Raw genomic sequence first — 16,381 nt, 5'->3', positions numbered from 1 at the left:
AGGATGCTGGACTATGTCCTAGGTTTTTCCGGTTATTTTCATTTTTTCGGCTCTTATTATGGGGCTTTGAACGGATGGTATTCCCCGTGACTCGAGGATTTTGAACTCTCTGCTTATGCCAGAGATGTTCTTCATAAGTTCGTATGAGTTGCCTGAAATCATAGTTCCAATAAGAGGATGCTTTATTTCTCCATTTTCAATCAAGAAACCTTGCTTAACGCTGCCAGAGAAGTTACCGTTACTGAGCTCTGTATTGCCTGAGAAGCGCCCTACAAGGACTCCTTTATCAACCTCTTCGATGAGCTGCTCTTTTGTCCGGTCGCTTGATTTTATGATAAGGTTGCTGGGAATCAATTGTGGAGGAGATTCGAATGGTAACGATGGAACAAAGAATAAACCTAGTCGCCTTCTTGAAGCGTTGCCCGTGCTTTCTGTTCCTTCTTTCTTTGAGGTGTAGGTGTTAAAGAGGAAGTTCTTCAAAACTCCTTTCTCCAGAATCGACGTTCTCTTTCTTGGATTACCCTCATCGTCAAAAGTCTTGGTCATCATCCCTCCTTCCAGTAGGCCATCGTCGATCACATTCAGTTGTGGAACCGCCAGTTCGCTTCCAATCTTTCCTTTAAGAGGACTTGCATTTCGTTGGACGTTATCGCTTCTGACGCCGAAGGCTAAGGTCCCGCCTATCAGTTCTGCCGCTGGAGCGAAATCTAAAATAACGGTGCCTTCGAAGGAATCTATTTTTTTGGCTCCAAACTGCTTCACTGCTTTTTCAGCAAAAGTTGTTCCGATCTCCTCAACGTTTAGATCTAGTTGGCGTGAGTAACCCTCTTCTCCTGCGATAGATGTGACTTCACCATTTTCTCTTGCTAGACCCCATATAAAGACTCCCATAAATGTTCCTTCTTCAACCACATTTACGCCCTCAGTATTTGCCAAAGCCTCCTCTTCGACTCGAATTTCCATTCCACCCATATCAGCTCTCACTCGTTGATCATAATTCAATGCTGCATCAAGCATGTTTTTCGTCATTTCCACAACGTTTTCAACTTGAAAATCCACAATTCTCTTGTCGTAGATTCCTTCAGTTTTTAGGAAAGGTTTCGGATGTGGTAGGATATTGTTGGGGTCAGGAATACTGGCTTTAGCTATGTGGTAGGCGTTTTCAACTATTTGCTTGACTTTCTTTTCTGCCAGCTTGTCGATATGCGAGAAGCCACATGCATTATCTCTTATTATTCTAATCCCGACTCCGCCAATTTCTTGGACAGATTCATTGGAGATAGTGCCCTGTTCAACATGGACCATGATGCTTTTCTGTTTTAGCACGTATGCTTCAGCAGCGTCAGCCCCAAGTTTTCGTGCGTATCGAACAGCTTTTTCTGCAATTATTGAGACTTCCATTTTCATCACACTCCGCCGAAAAGCATTTTGCAGCGTACAGTTGGACCTCCAGCGTCCACTTTAGCTATCTGCATCTTTCCACAGTAACCTCTTCCCAACTCAAGGCTGAAATCTTTGCCCAATGCATCTACACTTTTCAGCACAGCATAAGCACTGCCAGAAATAGTTACTCCTCTGAAAGATTCTCCAATCTCTCCGTTGTGTATTTTGCAGGCTTCTTGAACGCCAAACATAAACTCAGCGTTGCTGTCAGCTTGCCCACTGCCAGAACCGAATAGAACAAGTCCGTCCTTTGTGTCTTGAATTATTTCTTCTCTATCCCAATCTCCCGCTTCAATATACGTTGCCCTCATTCTAATCAGAGGTATATCACGGTAATTCCATGCCCGGCTATTACCTGTTGGCTCCACGTTGAATTTGGCAGCAGTTTCTCGGCTGTGTAAATAGCTTTTCAAAACGCCTTTCTCTATAACTACCGTCTTTTTCCCTTCTACTCCCTCGTCATCGAAGGGAACCCAACCCGCACACCAAGGAATCGTGCCATCGTCAACCAATGTTACCATGTCACTTGCCACCTTTTCTCCAATCTTTCCAGTTGCTGCGGTGCCAGAGATAACCAGATCTGCTTCAACAGTATGCCCTATAGCTTCGTGACTCAACAAGCCTACAAGTTCAGGATCTAAAATAGCCACATGTGTACCAGAGGGTACAACTTTTGCTGAAAGCAATCTTACAGCTCTTTCGCATGCCCTCTTAGCCATTGCCTGAGGGTCTTTTGTCTTAAAGATCTCCCATCCTCCTGTACGGCAAACTCCTTCGAAGACTTCAGTCATGACGTCGCCTTTTTTGGCAATCACCATCATAAAAAGCTCGGGTTTAACATCGAAAAGGTAACAATCAGAACCTTCAGAATTTATGTAGCGTTTTTCTACCAAATTCTCATCGTACCTGACTGATGTTGAAGCTATCTCGTTTGAATATCCTGTTATAAACTTGTCGAGTTCAAGTGCAAGTTTGATTTTCTCTTCAAGAGAATGATCTTTTGGGTCATCTTTTACTTCTGACACTGCTTTTATTTTTGTTGCCTTAGCGGTGGCGAGTTCGCTCTTTGTAGTCTTTGCGGGTGCTGAGCTTACGGCTAGTCTCACAGCTTCTTCAACCTTATGAAGAAGGGTCGCTCGGTCAAGCAAGCTTGTAACAGCGAATCCCCAACTCCCATTTTTCAACGCTCTAATCCCATAACCTTCCAAAACACCTGAAGTAGCACTATCTAACTCGCCTTTCTTGACATTTGCCATCGTTCTTGATCGCTTTTGGTATCTTACCTCTACGAAGTCAGCGCCTCGTGATAAACCGTGGTCAATTAGAAATTGTAAATCCTCCACTTTCGAGTCCTCGCCTTTCTTATTTCTACATGACTTAATTTAAGTCTAATCTCAGGCCCTTGCAGCAAGATATACAAAAAGCTGTCTTGAGAGTTGCAAGATTGCAGGTTAGGTTACAGCTTATATCATTCCACATTCCTTAAATTAATCGGAGAAAACAGTTGCAACGTAGAGTTCTGTTTCCCTTCACAGCCATAGTTGAACTGGATAAGCTGAAACTTGCCATGATAATCAACGCGGTCAACCCGAATATCGGCGGACTGCTGATTCGAGGACCGAAAGGCTCTGGCAAAACCACTGCTGTTCGAGCCTTAAGGGACGTTTTGCCAAAAATACAAGTGGCGAAAGGCTGCACTTTCAATTGCAACCCCTCTGACCCGTCTAACATGTGCAAGAAATGCAGTGCAACCTATCAAAAAAACGGAAAATTCCAGATAGAGGAAAGAGAGATGAGGGTAGTTGATCTTCCTCTGGGCGCAACAGAAGACCGCGTGGTTGGAAGCTTAGACATTGAAAAAGCCATAAAACATGGCGTAGAAGCTTTGGAACCCGGCATTTTGGCAGAAGCAAACCAGAACATACTCTACGTGGACGAAATCAACCTCTTACCCGACCACATCGCAGACGATTTGCTCGACGCTGCCGCAACAGGATGGAACGTCGTTGAAAGAGAAGGAATCTCGGTAAGCCACCCTTCACGCTTCATTTTCATAGGAACAATGAACCCCGAAGAAGGGCAACTCCGCCCTCAACTCCTAGACCGTTTTCCACTATCCGTTACTGTCAAAAGAATAGCGTCAGTTGAAGGAAGAATGGAGGTTGTGAGGCGAAACTTGGAGTTCGAAGCAGACCCAGAATTCTTTATTGGAAAATATGAACCCGTGCAAGACGAATTGAAAAATAGAATTGCGCAAGCACGAAAGATGCTTCCTGACGTTGTGATACCTGAAAAACTCCTCGAAGCAGTATGCAAGACTTGTTTAGATTTGAAGGTTGACGGTTTAAGACCTGACATAGTTATCAGCAAGGCAGCCACTACCCTTGCCGCTTTTGAAGGTAGAAAGGAAGTCTCATTAGAGGACATTCTCATCGCCTCAGAACTTGCCTTAAGCCATCGTACAAGAGAAGGTGGATTCCTCGAACCCGCAACACCAGAAGAAATCAAACAAGCACTCCTCACCACAGCAAAAGCCGTGGGCTATAAGCCATCGAAAACCGAAGAAAAAACCCAAAAGGAAGGCGGCGCGGGGGGAAAGAAAAAGAAGAGGAAAGAGGGACGCGCTATTGTCTTCATCAAAGGCGATGTGAGCAAGAAGCTTGAAGAATTCTTAGAAAAGAACAAAGGGTTATTCGAAGCTTGGAAAAGGTTATCGCGATTTTTTGCTACTATAAATAGACTGTTTGGCCAAGTAATATTTGCTTTTGGGCGGAGATTTAAAAAACAGGTCAAAGACATTCCAAGCGTGAAAGCCGTAGCAAAAAGCGACAAACCCCTCAAAGCGGATGACAAAGACGAAGGAAAACAGGTTTTTCTGAAGAAAATGAAGGGAATACCATCAGTCAGCCATGCAGCAAAAACTCCTAAACTAAAAAAAGGATTTTCTCTTTTTAAAATCTTCAAAGGTTCAACGAAGGATTCAGGCGTCCTTTCAAAACTATCTTTCAAAGTAAGGAAAACACGTAAGGCTACAAGTAGTTTGGCAGGCAAAAGAGCAGAAGCTACAACGACGCTCGGTCGAGGCAGAACTAGTGGATGGAGATTGCCCCACGGCAAACCCCGAGATATACATCTTCCAGCCACCATCCGAGCGGCGGCAAGAAAACAAAAACACAAAAAGAAAAGACTCGAAACCGCCCTCGATATAAGCCTTCAAGATATTCGTGAAAAGCTAAGGCGTTACAAAGCACCTATGACGATAATTTTTGTTCTAGACTTGAGTGGCTCCATGATGCTTAGCATCGACGCTGTGAAGAAAGCCATACTAAAGTTGCATGGAGATGCTTACCGCTATAGAGATCGCGTTGGAATTGTGGCATTGAAAGATACGGGAGCTGTTGTGGCTCAACATCCCATCACAAACCTGAGAGTTGTGGCTAACAAGCTTTTAGGACTGAAAATCAGTGGATACACGCCTCTTGCTGCTGGAATGCTAAAAGCTTGGGAAGTTCTGAAAGAATCGAAAAGGCGCTCCCCTTCCACAATACCTGCAATGATCGTTATCACTGATGGAAGCGCCAACGTGCCCTTGGTGAGAAGCTTAGAGACTGGTGAAGTTCGGTCCATAGAAGAAAAGCGCATAATAGTTCGAGAATACGAAGGCCTTGCCATTCACGATGCTTTGTCCGTTTCCAAGATGATAAGAAAAGAAGGAATCCACACGATAGTAATCAACACAAACCCCCACATGTACGGTCGAGAAACGTACGGCTTTGCAGTAACTGAACTTATAGCCACCAATACAAACGGAAGGCTTCATACAGTGGGCAGATTGGCTACTGACCCGGAACTGGTTGAGAGAATTATAGAAAAAATAGGGGAGGATCAGCGCTTAATTGCGCATGAAGCATCTCTTAGAAGGTTTGACTAAGCCTTAAGTTCCGCTATTTTTTTGGCGAACACTTTTCTTAGCATCGAAATTGGCAAGTACCCGTTTGCTGTGATGGTGTCGTGGAAGAATCTCTCGTTGTATTTTTCGCCCGTTTTCTGCTTTACTTCCTCTAGCAACTGTAGTATCAAATGTTTGCCTAGGAGGTATGAGAGAGCATAGCCTGGCGTTTGTGTATAGCGACGTACCTCTGCAACAGCACCTTCCTTTGACATTCCAGCCTCTTTTATCAACATGTCGACAGCTTCATCGAAGCTCATCTCACCACGTGACAGTTTAACGTCTACAATTATCCTTACGGCACGCCAGATCACATCATTGATTTGCATAATCTTGGACTCCAAGCTTGTTACGTATCCGTGTTCCATCATCATTTGCTCACAATAATGTGCCCAACCTTCAATTGTCTCTGTTCCATTGGCAAGGATGTGTATAAGAGAACTTCTGTTTGAGGCTGTACCTTGAAGGAAGTGCCCCGGAAAAGCTTCGTGAACGGCCGTGTTTCGGATGCTTGCGTAGTTTAAATGGTTGCCGATGTTTGCTATGTCTTTGGGGCAAGTGACTATGTAGACCCCTATCATGGGCTTGTCAAATCTTGATGGCATCATCATAGCTGCAAAAGGGATGAGGGGCGCCAAGAATGCTGGAGTTTCCTCAATTATCAACTTGTCTTCTTCATAAACGGTGGCAATGTTGTTTTCGATTATGAATTCTTTTGCCTCTTCCATCGCCTTTCTTGTCGCTCTTAAGGCTTCTTCGAAGGTTTTTGGAGCGTTACCTTCAATCGTTTTCATGACTTCCTTGACACTTTTACCGGGTGCAATCTGTGCTGCAATGCGCGCTCTCTCCTCCTTCAACTCTTTGAGATATCTGACGCCGAGTTGGCAGATTTCTTCCGAGGTCATTCCTAAATCGCGTAGCTGAACTAGCTTCTCAAACTTTTCCTTGCCTAAAGCCCAGTTTTCAGTCGTCTTTGTCTTTAGACCTTGAAGCCACTGCATATGCTTTTGAAGTGGCTGCTTCAAGTCCATTGAGGCTTTTACTAGTCTTCCGTGAAGTTCCTCAGAAACCTTGCCCTTTGTCGATGCGACTATAAATTGGAATAGACCGGGAATTTGCTGGGCTGATTCGATGGCGACTTCAGTCCATAGCTTCACGGGTTTTGAATTTTCGAACCTTGACCGAAACTCCCCTAAATATTGGGGGAGTTTTTGAAGTCTTGCAGTGATTGCGTCTATTCGTTTCTCTAATGGCGCATAGTCTCTGGTGACCATTGCAAAGAATATTCCGCCGACTTCCCCGAAAGCATCGGGGTTTAGTTCGTGCATGCGTTGTTTGTAAACTTCGAATTTGTTCATTTCGAGAGCTTTTTCTAATACTTGCCAGTCTATCCTATTAGCATCAGTTAACGCGTTGAAGTCTATTGCTTCTTTCATGCGTTTAACAGATTCTTCAAGCATCTTCAGGTTTCCAAGGACGTGCGCGGTATCGCCTTTTGGAAGCAGATAATCATAGGGATCGTGAAGGCCTAAGTAGCTTGCGAAGTGAGGGTTTTTCTCGAAGAACTTGTCGAACATTCCCTTTTTGAGTTCATCAAACTTTTCGTCTGCACTCAAAGTTATCACATCTTAACCGAAAATAAAGGATGCCTTCATAATTAAGCTTTAACCCATCAGAAAAGGAGACATCTCCCGCATTCTTTCCCTTTTTTGCTTTCTAGGTCAACAAACTTAACAGTATCAGTTAGTAGAATTCTTATTCAAGCGCAGGGTGGGCTTTACCACCGATTGACAATGTGCACGCGCATTTATCTGTCGTGATTGCGGATTTCGATTCAGTGAATCGTCAGTTTTATCAATGTATCGAGGGTATAGTGGTAGTCGTCAAGTGTGCGCTTTCTTGACGGAAGCGAAAAAGGTCTACCATTAAGCTTTAAATCGTTTTTTGTGTAATATATGAACTATGCCACAAGGAAAAGTCGTTGTTTTTATGGGTTCGAAGAGAGATTACGAGTTTGCCTCTCGCATCAACAAATTCCTGCAAGAAGAAGGTTTTGGTTTAAAATGCGAACACGTAATCGCGTCTGCTCACAAAACTCCCAAAATACTGTTAGAAGAAGTTGAAAAATACGAGAATTTAAGCGGGCACGTGGTTTTTATAACAGTTGCTGGCTTGTCGGATGCTCTATCAGGAGTTGTGGCTGGCGCCTCAAAGTATCCAGTCATTGCCTGTCCGCCTGACTCAGAAAAGTTTTGGTGGGCCAAATTCTTTTCTTCAGCAGTAACACCTCAAGGTGTTGCGGTGGCTTATGTTCCTAGACCTGAAAACGCCGCCCTCGCGGCCGTAAAGATTCTCGCGCTCTTTGACAGGAGCTTGCAGAGAAAAGTTGAGGCTTACATGCGAAGACTCAAAGAAAGGGCTAAAGCTCAAAGGCTAGAGCGGGATTAAAATAAATGAGCTTCGACGTCGTCCTCAACACACATCTTCCACTTTCATCCTTCAAAAAGGGAAAAGTTAGAGACCTTTACGACCTAGGTAAAAAACTGTTAATTGTCTCCACTGATCGCATCTCCGCCTTCGACGTGGTTCTCCCTAATGGCATCCCCTACAAAGGTGAGGCCCTCAGCAGACTCTCAGCCTACTGGTTCAACGAAACAAAAGACATAGTGTCAAACCACATTCTAGAAGTGGTTGACCCGCGAACAGTTCTAGTAAAAAAGACTAAACCAATAAAAGTTGAATTCGTCGTAAGAGGATATCTCTATGGCTCAGCATGGGAAAACTACAGAAAAGGCAAGCCCATCTGCGGAACAAACCTGCCTAAGGGATTGAAAAAAGCTGAAAAGCTGCCTAACCCCATTTTAACTCCTACAACAAAAGCAGAAGTGGGGCACGACATGGAAATGACAGATGAAGAGGTAGCGAAGAAAATTGGAGGAGATATGGTTAGAAAAATTGAAGACGTATGCTTAAAGATTTATGAAAAGGCTTCCCGGAAGGCGGAAGTCAACGGCATTATAGTGGCAGATACAAAGATGGAGTTCGGCGTCCTCGACGACGAGCTCATCCTCATAGACGAGCTGCTGACCCCTGACTCGTCTAGGTTTTGGGCAAAGGAGAAATACGAAGTTGGAAAAAGCCAGCCGAGCTTTGATAAGCAATATGTGCGCGACTATCTTACGTCAATTGGGTGGAACAGGCAGCCTCCCGCGCCAAGACTGCCAGAGCATGTAGTTCTTGAGACTTCAAGGAAGTATGTTGAGGCTTATGAGCGGTTGACTGGCAGAAAATTCTAGGCTCGGTTGTTTGCCAATGCGTAAGATTTTTCTCGGCACTTCTGGGTGGTCTTATAAGGATTGGGTTGGACCTTTTTACAAGATGCATGGAGAAAGCAAACTAAGGGCTTACTCGAAGGTTTTCAAGACTGCTGAAATCGATTCCACTTTCTACCGCTTTCCCAGTAAAGGTATGGTGATGGGCTGGCTCAGGTACACACCGTCAGATTTTGTTTTTGCAGCGAAACTGCCCAAGCAAATTACTCATAAAGGCAAGCTTGACCCTAAATCGGTAGGATCCGAGCTAAGAAGGTTTTGCGATTTGATGCAGCCCTTACAACTTGGCGGTAAGCTCGCCTGTCTTCTTGCACAGTTACCTCCAAGCTTGAAATATGATGTTGCTTTGTTGGAAAGCTTTCTCGCAATTTTTCCGTCTGAGTTTAGACTTGCGGTTGAGTTTCGGCATGAGTCGTGGCTAAGAGAAGAGACATGGAGGCTTTTAGAGCAGTATGACGCAGCGTACACTGTTGTTGATGAGCCTTTGCTGCCATCTATCGTGAAAGTCACTTCGGACATTGCTTATGTGAGGTGGCATGGACGTGGGGAGCGTCCTTGGTACTATTATCTTTATGAGCCAAGCGAGCTTGAGCCGTGGGTGGAGAAGATCAAGGAGGCGGAAGGGCAAGCTGAGAAGGTTTTTGGTTATTTTAATAATCATTATCATGGGTATGCTGTTAAGAATTGTCTTCAATTTACAGAGATGATTGGTGAGTTGACGGAGGAGAAGAGAGACGCTAAGGTGAGTATTGAAAAATACTTCAGGAAGGCTGAGGTGGCAGCAAAGAAAAAGATGAAAGAGCGAGGTATGACATTGGCGGCGTATATACCTGAGGAGATTGAGAAGATGAGTTTCGAGAAGCTGCTTAGTACGTTCATGGATAAAGGTAGAATTAAACGAGCAAAAGGCATCAGCGATAGAGAGGTTAGAATTGAAGAAGTCTCAGACGACCTTGTTAAGGCATCAATTCGCAACTACCATTTCTCCCTTGATATCAAAAAACGCGTGATGCTTCATGACTGTGCAGATTGGAGTCGATGTGCACCCGCAAAACAATTCTGCAAGCATGTTGGCAAGGTTATGATGAGTATTTCGAAAGAGAAGGCAGTAGGGATTATGAAGCAGATAGCGAGGGAACGGGAGAAATGGGAATTTAAGCCCATAGCCTAAAACTTTGAGGTGTAGAGAGAAGGCATGGTGACGATTGTCTGGGATCTAACAGAACCCCAACCAGAAAAGTTAGTGAACAAGGAGGTTGTCATAAAGCCCATTTCCAAGGAACAACTAGAAGAGGTGGGCAATATCTTGGTTGTCACGTGGGGAGGGTTCATAAAGAGTCCAGAAGTGACTGAAAGACGAGTAGGTCCGTATCTCTCAGCAGGTTTGGAGCAACCTTTCATTGCCTATTCAGAAAACAAGCCGGTGGGTTGTGTTAGTCCAAGGCTAGACATAGAGTCAAAGGTTGGAATTCTTGATGGTGGAGTTCACGTTCTCCCTAAATACCGAAGGCAACACATCGGAACAACTCTTCTATTGACCGCTCTGCAATGGTTAAAGAACCATGGGATGAAAGTGGCCAAGGTAACGCCTTTCAATCCTGAAGGTAAAGATGCTATCCAGAGAGCTATAGCGTTTTATATCTCGACTGGAGGTAAAATTAATGAGAGCCGTGTGTGTTAAGTTTCTTTTTCGAAATTAGTTTAGTAAGTTACAGGTTTAGAAAGCTCGTTTACATGTTGAGGGAAGTTTGTTATGACTTGCTATTTTAGGCATCTTAAACAGGTTTTTGAGAAAGCGGGGATAGAAGTCACTAAAGAGAACAAGCAAGAGATTGACAGAGTTATTCATGGCATTGTTAGTGTGGAGTATAAGAGTTGTTCAGCTACTTGGAAAAAGGTAAAGAAGAGTCTTGCAGAGGATAGAGACGGTTTCGTTTCCAAACTGAGGGAAACACAGACTAGGCAGCTAGTATAAGCTATTTTCACGTAGTTTTAAGTTCTTGAATCAACCGTTCAATTTCTTCTTCGGTGTTGTAGAAGTGAGGGGCAACACGCAGCCCATTCGACCGCGCTGAAACTATAATCCTCTTCTCCCTTAGACTCTCAGCCCTCTTCTGCGCCCTATCAGCAAGAAAATGAACTATACCCGAACGACACTCCCTATCTTCTGGAGTGGTAAGCCGGAATCCCAAACTCTTCACAGAATCCATAAGCAACTCTGTCAGACCTAAAACACGCTTTTGAATATTCTCAATGCCCACATTTAGGAGAAGTTGAATGGCAACCGCCGCCCCCACATAACTTATGAAACTCGGACAACCTACCTCAAAACGACTGGCAGTTCTGGAAAGCTGTAGTTGCCAAATGTCCCAAAACTCAATTGTCTCAAAAACCTCGGGCTTCACGCTTGCCCAACCGATAAAGGGCGGTTCAAACCTTTCCACAAGCTCCTTGGGAACATACAAGTATCCTGCCCCAGCAGGGCCCAACAGCCATTTGTAACAGCTCGCCGTCAAAAAATCCACGCTATCTCTCATTACGTCAACGGGCATAGCACCCAGCGACTGAATAGCATCCACTACAAGATAGGCCCCATGCTCATGCGCTATCTCAGCCAACGCCTTTAAGTCATGTCTAAAACCGTTCACGTACTCCACATGGCTAATGGTAACCACAGCAGTCTGGTCGTCAACAGCCTTCTCCACATCCTCAACAAGAACCCTCCCGTCAACATTCTTAACATACCGCACCTCCGCGCCAAGCTTCCTTTTAAGCCAAGGATACACCACCGAGGGATACTCCAAATCCGTAGTGACTACATTAGCCCCTCTCGGATAGTCAAGCATGTTCGCAACTACATTCAGCCCCGTAGAAGTATTCGGAACCAAGGCAATCTCACCTTTTTCAGCACCTATAAGCTTCGCAAAAAACTCTTGCCCAAGACTATACTCGGAATCGTCAATCTCAAAGCGACAAAGGTCCTCATTATACTTCCTCATCACATCCACTACGGGCTGCGGAAGAGGCGAGTAAGCAGAGTGATTCAAAAACACCTTACTCTGCGTCACTGGGAACTTCTCACGAATCTGTTGAATATCCATCATTTTTTGCCTACCTGAAACATCTCCAATATTTTTTTAGAATCTGCCTTAACTCTTTCACCGTGGCCTCAACACGCTCATGACACCAAGGAGGCTCAACCGGTGGCTCAGAAGGATCGGTCACCTCTATCCTTTCCACACCTGCAACCCCCGCTGCAAGAGCATACCAACAGAGAGGCAGAACTCGAGGATTGTAACCACTACCCACCAACAGAACAGCCTTACCCCCACAGACCTCTTCCGCCACATCCACAACAAGCCTCGACAAGTCAAAAAAACCCTTCACAGTCAAACCCAAACTGCCAAGAATGTCAGCAAAATGCGGATCACTCCCACCATTCGCCAGAACAACATCCGGCTTGAACTCCTTAGCAAGAGGAACAAAAATCTCCTTTAACACAAGGAAATACGTCACATTACCAGTTCCAGGCGGCAAAGGCACATTAACATTAAACCCCTCGCCCTCACCCCTACCAATCTGACCAACAAAACCAGTGCCTGGAAAAAGAGTTTTCGGGTCTTGATGCACTGAAATAAACAGCACCGAAGGGTCAGAATAGAAAATGTCACTAGTGCCGTTTCCAGCGTGCACATCATAATCCAAAATCAAAACACGTTTAACCCCATGTTTCTCCTGAAGATACTTGGCCAGTATGGCGACATCGTTGAAGATGCAGAATCCACCACCGAAGTTATTCCCTGCATGATGAAGCCCACCACCAAGTGAAACTCCGCGTTCGATCTCTCCGCTATAAAGAGACTTTCCAATTTTCAACGCTCCACCCATAATATGCAGTGCTGCTTCAAGTATGCTGGGCGATAAGGGCGTGTCAACGTCATAAGGTCGACCCTTTTTTGCAAAGTCGAAAATTAAGTCAACGTAGCTTTTGTCGTGAACCCACAACAAATCTTTCAACATAGCGATTTCAGGTTTTAAAATGCTGACGTTAGGCAAACCTAGTAGTCCCTTTTCTTTAAAAAGCTTCATAGCATTGTCAAAACGGTCGCCTCTAAAGGGATGCCCAGGTCCAAAGTCGTACTGCCTATATTTTTCGTGAAAAGCTATTCCAACACGCAACAATTGCACTTCTTTTTCAATATCGAAACGTACAACTATAAAAAACATCAGTAGCTAGGAAGTAAGCTGGCAAAATAAAAAGAAGGATTAAAGTGTTTTCTTAACGCTTATTCTTGCGCTTGCTCCGTTTCGTCTTCGACCGGGACTTCTTGCGAGACTTCCTCTTGGGTTTCTTGCGTGTCTTCCAAAGTCTCTGACGTCTCTGCTTCTTCTGATGATGGGGTCTCTTCGTTTCGAAAGTACTTTTGGGCCTCCTCCACTGGAGGCTCTTCTTGTTCCGAAACTGTTTCCACCGGCACTGCTTCGGTTTCTTCTGGGATCGTTGGTTGTTCCTCTAAGGTTGTTTCTAACGAAGTTGTTGTCTCGGAGTCCATAACTATCTCAAGGCTCTCCTCAGTTTCTGGTTCAACAGGAGTTGCTTCTGCTTCTTCAACTTGAAGTGGCGGGGGTGGTGAAAGACCTATGTTTCGCTCGCTGAGGTCAGAGATTGCTTCTTTAATTTCGTTGAGTTCTTGCCTTGTTGTCTCCAATCCCAATGAAAGCACGTTGCATTCACGATTGTATGCCTCTTCTTCAATTTCTCCGGAGACGTGACGAATTTCAGAGTTTACAAGTAGGAACTCCAACGTTTTCAGTTGCTGCTCTAGTTCACTTATCTTTGTCTTCATCTTTTCCCCCAAGGAAATCTGTTTTGCCTCGATCTCAGTTATGGCATCGGCAACTTCATTGCTAAACGAGTCGTAAGTGGGCTGCGAAACTTTTCCTTCTTCAAACAATTTATCTAAAGCTTGTTTCTTTTTCTTGGCGAGCTCTAATTCGCCATCTATTTTCTCCAATGAATATTTCCACGAAATCAATCACTTACACCGCATCCCAGTTAAGGTTGAAACTCAAAATAACCTTTAAATAGGCAAACTTTGATAAAAAGGGTCAAGATACTTGCTGTATTTGACAGAAAAGCATAAACTAAAGGTTTTCATTATAACATGTAAATATATCGTAAAATGTTAGGTTACAACTAATTTGCTTATAAAGGCAAGCAAAAGAAAACAAAGTAACGCTATTTCTCTTTTGTGATTTTTGGCAAAAGTTTCTCAACGGAATCTTTTACTTTTTTCCACTCATCCACGCTTCTAATGCTAAACTTGTGCTTTCTCTTCCACTTCCCATCTCTAAACTCCCACATGTACATAGCGATGGAACGTCTACCAAAAGATTCAATGGCCACAATAGCTTCCCACCATTTACCGCTTTTAAAGATTGTCATGTAATCAACTACTTTGTAAAATTCCGAGATAGGTAGCTTTTCAGATTGTTGATCAACTGACTTTTCCTCTGCAGCTTCAGTCATACAATCACTTCTCCTAAACTACAAATTGGTTTCCAAATTTAAAACCTTCTAAAACAGTGAATTTCGTCTTATAAGATTTTAGAATTCACCATTCAGTACACATCTCAAGACTTGAAGAAAAGGCGCGTAAGTTGAAAGAGAGAATTAAGGCCACACTAAAAAATTTTGGCGGGGGTTAGGTTCAAACGCGGTTTAAATCCTTGGTTTTTGCATGGATCCAGAAACCCAATTAGAGATTGTGCGCGCGATAATTTTAAATCCTCGTCGACTAATCACCAAACATGCGCGAAGCCATCGTTATTGAGAACCTCACCAAATATTACGGCGGTTTCTTAGCCCTCGATAACCTCTCGCTGAAGATAGAAGAGAACGAGGACGTTGCGCTCCTTGGCCCTAATGGTGCTGGCAAGACCACAGCCATCAAGATCTTATGCGCACTCCTTCGCCCATCCTCGGGTACAGCTCACATCGAGGGCATTAACATCGTTGAGGAGCGCGAGCTAGCGCTTTCGAAAGTTGGCGCCATAGTAGAGACTCCCGAATTTTATCCCTACCTCACCCCTGAAGAGACGCTCAGCTACCTCGGCAGGCTTCGTGGGATGCGTGGGCGCGGGCTAAAGAGCAGGATAAAGGAGGTAATTAAACTCGTCAGGCTCGAGGGATGGGCTAAGGTCAAGATAGAGAAGTTTTCGCGCGGGATGAAGCAACGCCTTGCGGTCGCACAGGCCTTACTCCATGATCCACCGATCTTGATCCTCGACGAGCCGGCGTTGGGTCTCGATCCTAGGGGCATGATGGAGGTGCGGAAAATCCTTAAAGAGGCGAGAAAGGAGAAAACGGTCTTCTACGCCTCGCATTTGCTCACTGAGGTCGCCCAAGTATGCGATAAGGTAGCGATAATCGATCATGGGCGACTACGCGTGTATGACAGTGTCGCCCGTTTAAAGAGGAAGTATCGGTCACTGGAACGTGCGTACCTCAAGTTGACGGAGGCGGCCATTTGAGCGAGTTCGAGAAACTGAAGATAATCACGAAGTATGAGTTTCTGAAGCACCTGCGCAGGAAGCGGCTGTATGCTGTCATGGGGATTGTCATTGCTGTCGAGTTATCGATCCTCGTAGGTCTGCCCGGTTTCGGTGTTGATTATCCAGATGACATAACGGCAATGGCCGGCATGCTCTCGATCAGCGCTACCTTTGCATCCATAGGGGCGGTTTTCTTTGCTGGCGATGCCATAGCTGGAGAGTTTGAGAATAAAACGGGTTACATACTCTTTCCAACCCCAGTCAAGCGAACAACCATGGTCATCGGAAAATATCTTGCATGCTACGTGTCAGTAGCGCTAATCGTCCTTCTTGGATATGGGATCGTGTGCGTCTCCCTCTTGAGGATCTATGGTCAGATTCCAATTGAAGTAGGGACATCATTTGCATTATGCCTTCTTTTTGCGGGTAGCATCCTCTCCCTAACTTTCTTCTTCAGCTCAATATCTAAGGGAGCCATGGGCGCCACGGTCATGACGCTTGCCTTCATTATGCTAATATCCGGCACTATCGATGGAGTTCTCATGATGGCTGATCAGCCAAGCTGGTTCCTTTTATCACGTGCTGGCGACGCCATCATTATGGTATACCCAGGATTCAAGGCTATGATGACGGCAGGCATGGGGATTGGCATGCCGGCAGGAGCTCTCGAGTACGATATAGGTCTATCCGCCGCCGCAATGGCAGCTTACCTCGTAGCATGTTTCTTTTTGAGCATATTTTTCGCGAGGCGCAGGGAAATGCTCTAGCCACAAAACCCTTTTGGTTAGACGCAAAAACTGTGGTGAAGGGAGGTTCTAAGTCCCAAGCAATTTTGTTATGGCAGGAGCTACGTTGAATCAAATCCCGCCTAGAATACATGATATTATCCAATACAACACCAGAAGAGATGGCCCACCGTGTTTCTTTATCCAACGTGCGTACGTAGCCGAGGATTTAGACGCAATTTGCGCAGTTTAGCGCCGGGGGTGGGATTTGAACCCCCCACACACACATTTTGCGAACTGAGGGCTGACTTGCTCGAATGAAAGTGCAGTGTCAAGGCGCCGCGCAGTTTATAAGCAACTCTAAGGTAAGCATTCCA

The 16,381-nt window shown here is 44.9% G+C and carries 15 protein-coding genes; 8 read left to right on the top strand and 7 right to left on the bottom strand.

Annotated elements, in window-relative coordinates:
• Window positions 1-18: 18 nt before the first annotated feature.
• Together NWE91_08800 and NWE91_08795 are read right to left on the bottom strand one after the other, a co-directional pair.
• Entirely contained in the window at window positions 19-1,401 is a 1,383-nt protein-coding gene (locus NWE91_08800; protein ID MCW3986485.1) for a TldD/PmbA family protein, read from the bottom strand.
• Window positions 1,402-1,406: 5 nt separating this feature from the next.
• Window positions 1,407-2,786, bottom strand: a complete 1,380-nt coding sequence (locus tag NWE91_08795; GenBank protein MCW3986484.1) for a TldD/PmbA family protein — start codon at window positions 2,784-2,786, stop codon at window positions 1,407-1,409.
• 161 nt (window positions 2,787-2,947) lie between these two features.
• Here NWE91_08795 and NWE91_08790 point away from each other — a divergent pair, with 161 nt between their 5' ends.
• Complete coding sequence (locus NWE91_08790) at window positions 2,948-5,374, top strand: VWA domain-containing protein (GenBank protein MCW3986483.1); 2,427 nt, start codon at window positions 2,948-2,950, stop codon at window positions 5,372-5,374.
• Here NWE91_08790 and NWE91_08785 read toward each other — a convergent pair.
• Complete coding sequence (locus NWE91_08785) at window positions 5,371-7,008, bottom strand: DUF885 domain-containing protein (GenBank protein MCW3986482.1); 1,638 nt, start codon at window positions 7,006-7,008, stop codon at window positions 5,371-5,373. The genes NWE91_08790 and NWE91_08785 overlap by 4 nt on opposite strands.
• Before the next feature lie 346 nt (window positions 7,009-7,354).
• On the opposite strand from NWE91_08785, the gene NWE91_08780 reads away from it, so the two are divergent.
• The 5 genes from NWE91_08780 to NWE91_08760 all read left to right on the top strand — a co-directional run bounded on the left by NWE91_08780 (window position 7,355) and on the right by NWE91_08760 (window position 10,699).
• The gene (locus NWE91_08780) at window positions 7,355-7,840 is read left to right on the top strand and encodes an AIR carboxylase family protein (protein MCW3986481.1); all 486 of its coding nucleotides are present in this window, start codon (window positions 7,355-7,357) and stop codon (window positions 7,838-7,840) included.
• Between the two features lie 5 nt (window positions 7,841-7,845).
• Window positions 7,846-8,688, top strand: coding sequence for a phosphoribosylaminoimidazolesuccinocarboxamide synthase (locus tag NWE91_08775; GenBank protein MCW3986480.1), 843 nt, complete (start codon window positions 7,846-7,848; stop codon window positions 8,686-8,688).
• 16 nt (window positions 8,689-8,704) lie between these two features.
• Window positions 8,705-9,895: a DUF72 domain-containing protein gene (locus NWE91_08770; protein MCW3986479.1), complete on the top strand. Its 1,191-nt coding sequence runs from the start codon at window positions 8,705-8,707 to the stop codon at window positions 9,893-9,895.
• A 24-nt stretch (window positions 9,896-9,919) separates the two neighbouring features.
• Complete coding sequence (locus tag NWE91_08765; GenBank protein MCW3986478.1) at window positions 9,920-10,405, top strand: GNAT family N-acetyltransferase; 486 nt, start codon at window positions 9,920-9,922, stop codon at window positions 10,403-10,405.
• 72 nt (window positions 10,406-10,477) lie between these two features.
• The gene (locus NWE91_08760; GenBank protein ID MCW3986477.1) at window positions 10,478-10,699 is read left to right on the top strand and encodes a hypothetical protein; all 222 of its coding nucleotides are present in this window, start codon (window positions 10,478-10,480) and stop codon (window positions 10,697-10,699) included.
• A gap of 7 nt (window positions 10,700-10,706) precedes the next feature.
• Here NWE91_08760 and NWE91_08755 read toward each other — a convergent pair whose 3' ends face one another.
• The 4 genes from NWE91_08755 to NWE91_08740 form a co-directional block, all read right to left on the bottom strand.
• On the bottom strand, window positions 10,707-11,828 hold the full coding sequence (locus tag NWE91_08755) for an aminotransferase class V-fold PLP-dependent enzyme (GenBank protein MCW3986476.1): 1,122 nt from the start codon (window positions 11,826-11,828) through the stop codon (window positions 10,707-10,709).
• Window positions 11,829-11,835: 7 nt separating this feature from the next.
• A complete protein-coding gene (locus NWE91_08750) occupies window positions 11,836-12,903 on the bottom strand; it encodes a histone deacetylase (GenBank protein MCW3986475.1) in 1,068 nt (355 codons plus the stop codon).
• Between the two features lie 107 nt (window positions 12,904-13,010).
• Complete coding sequence (locus NWE91_08745; GenBank protein MCW3986474.1) at window positions 13,011-13,760, bottom strand: CdvA-like protein; 750 nt, start codon at window positions 13,758-13,760, stop codon at window positions 13,011-13,013.
• 203 nt (window positions 13,761-13,963) lie between these two features.
• Window positions 13,964-14,254 carry a hypothetical protein gene (locus tag NWE91_08740; GenBank protein MCW3986473.1) on the bottom strand — a complete coding sequence of 97 codons (291 nt, stop codon included), beginning with the start codon at window positions 14,252-14,254 and terminating at the stop codon, window positions 13,964-13,966.
• 281 nt (window positions 14,255-14,535) lie between these two features.
• Between NWE91_08740 and NWE91_08735 the strand changes: the two genes are divergently transcribed.
• Complete coding sequence (locus NWE91_08735; protein MCW3986472.1) at window positions 14,536-15,258, top strand: ABC transporter ATP-binding protein; 723 nt, start codon at window positions 14,536-14,538, stop codon at window positions 15,256-15,258.
• Window positions 15,255-16,046 (top strand): ABC transporter permease, encoded by a 792-nt coding sequence (locus tag NWE91_08730; GenBank protein MCW3986471.1) that lies wholly within the window; start codon window positions 15,255-15,257, stop codon window positions 16,044-16,046. The genes NWE91_08735 and NWE91_08730 overlap by 4 nt, the downstream gene beginning before the upstream one ends.
• Window positions 16,047-16,381: the final 335 nt, after the last annotated feature.

Source organism: Candidatus Bathyarchaeota archaeon, from assembly GCA_026014805.1.
GTDB lineage: Archaea > Thermoproteota > Bathyarchaeia > Bathyarchaeales > SOJC01 > JAGLZW01.
This window is presented reverse-complemented; position numbering and strand designations above follow the sequence as displayed.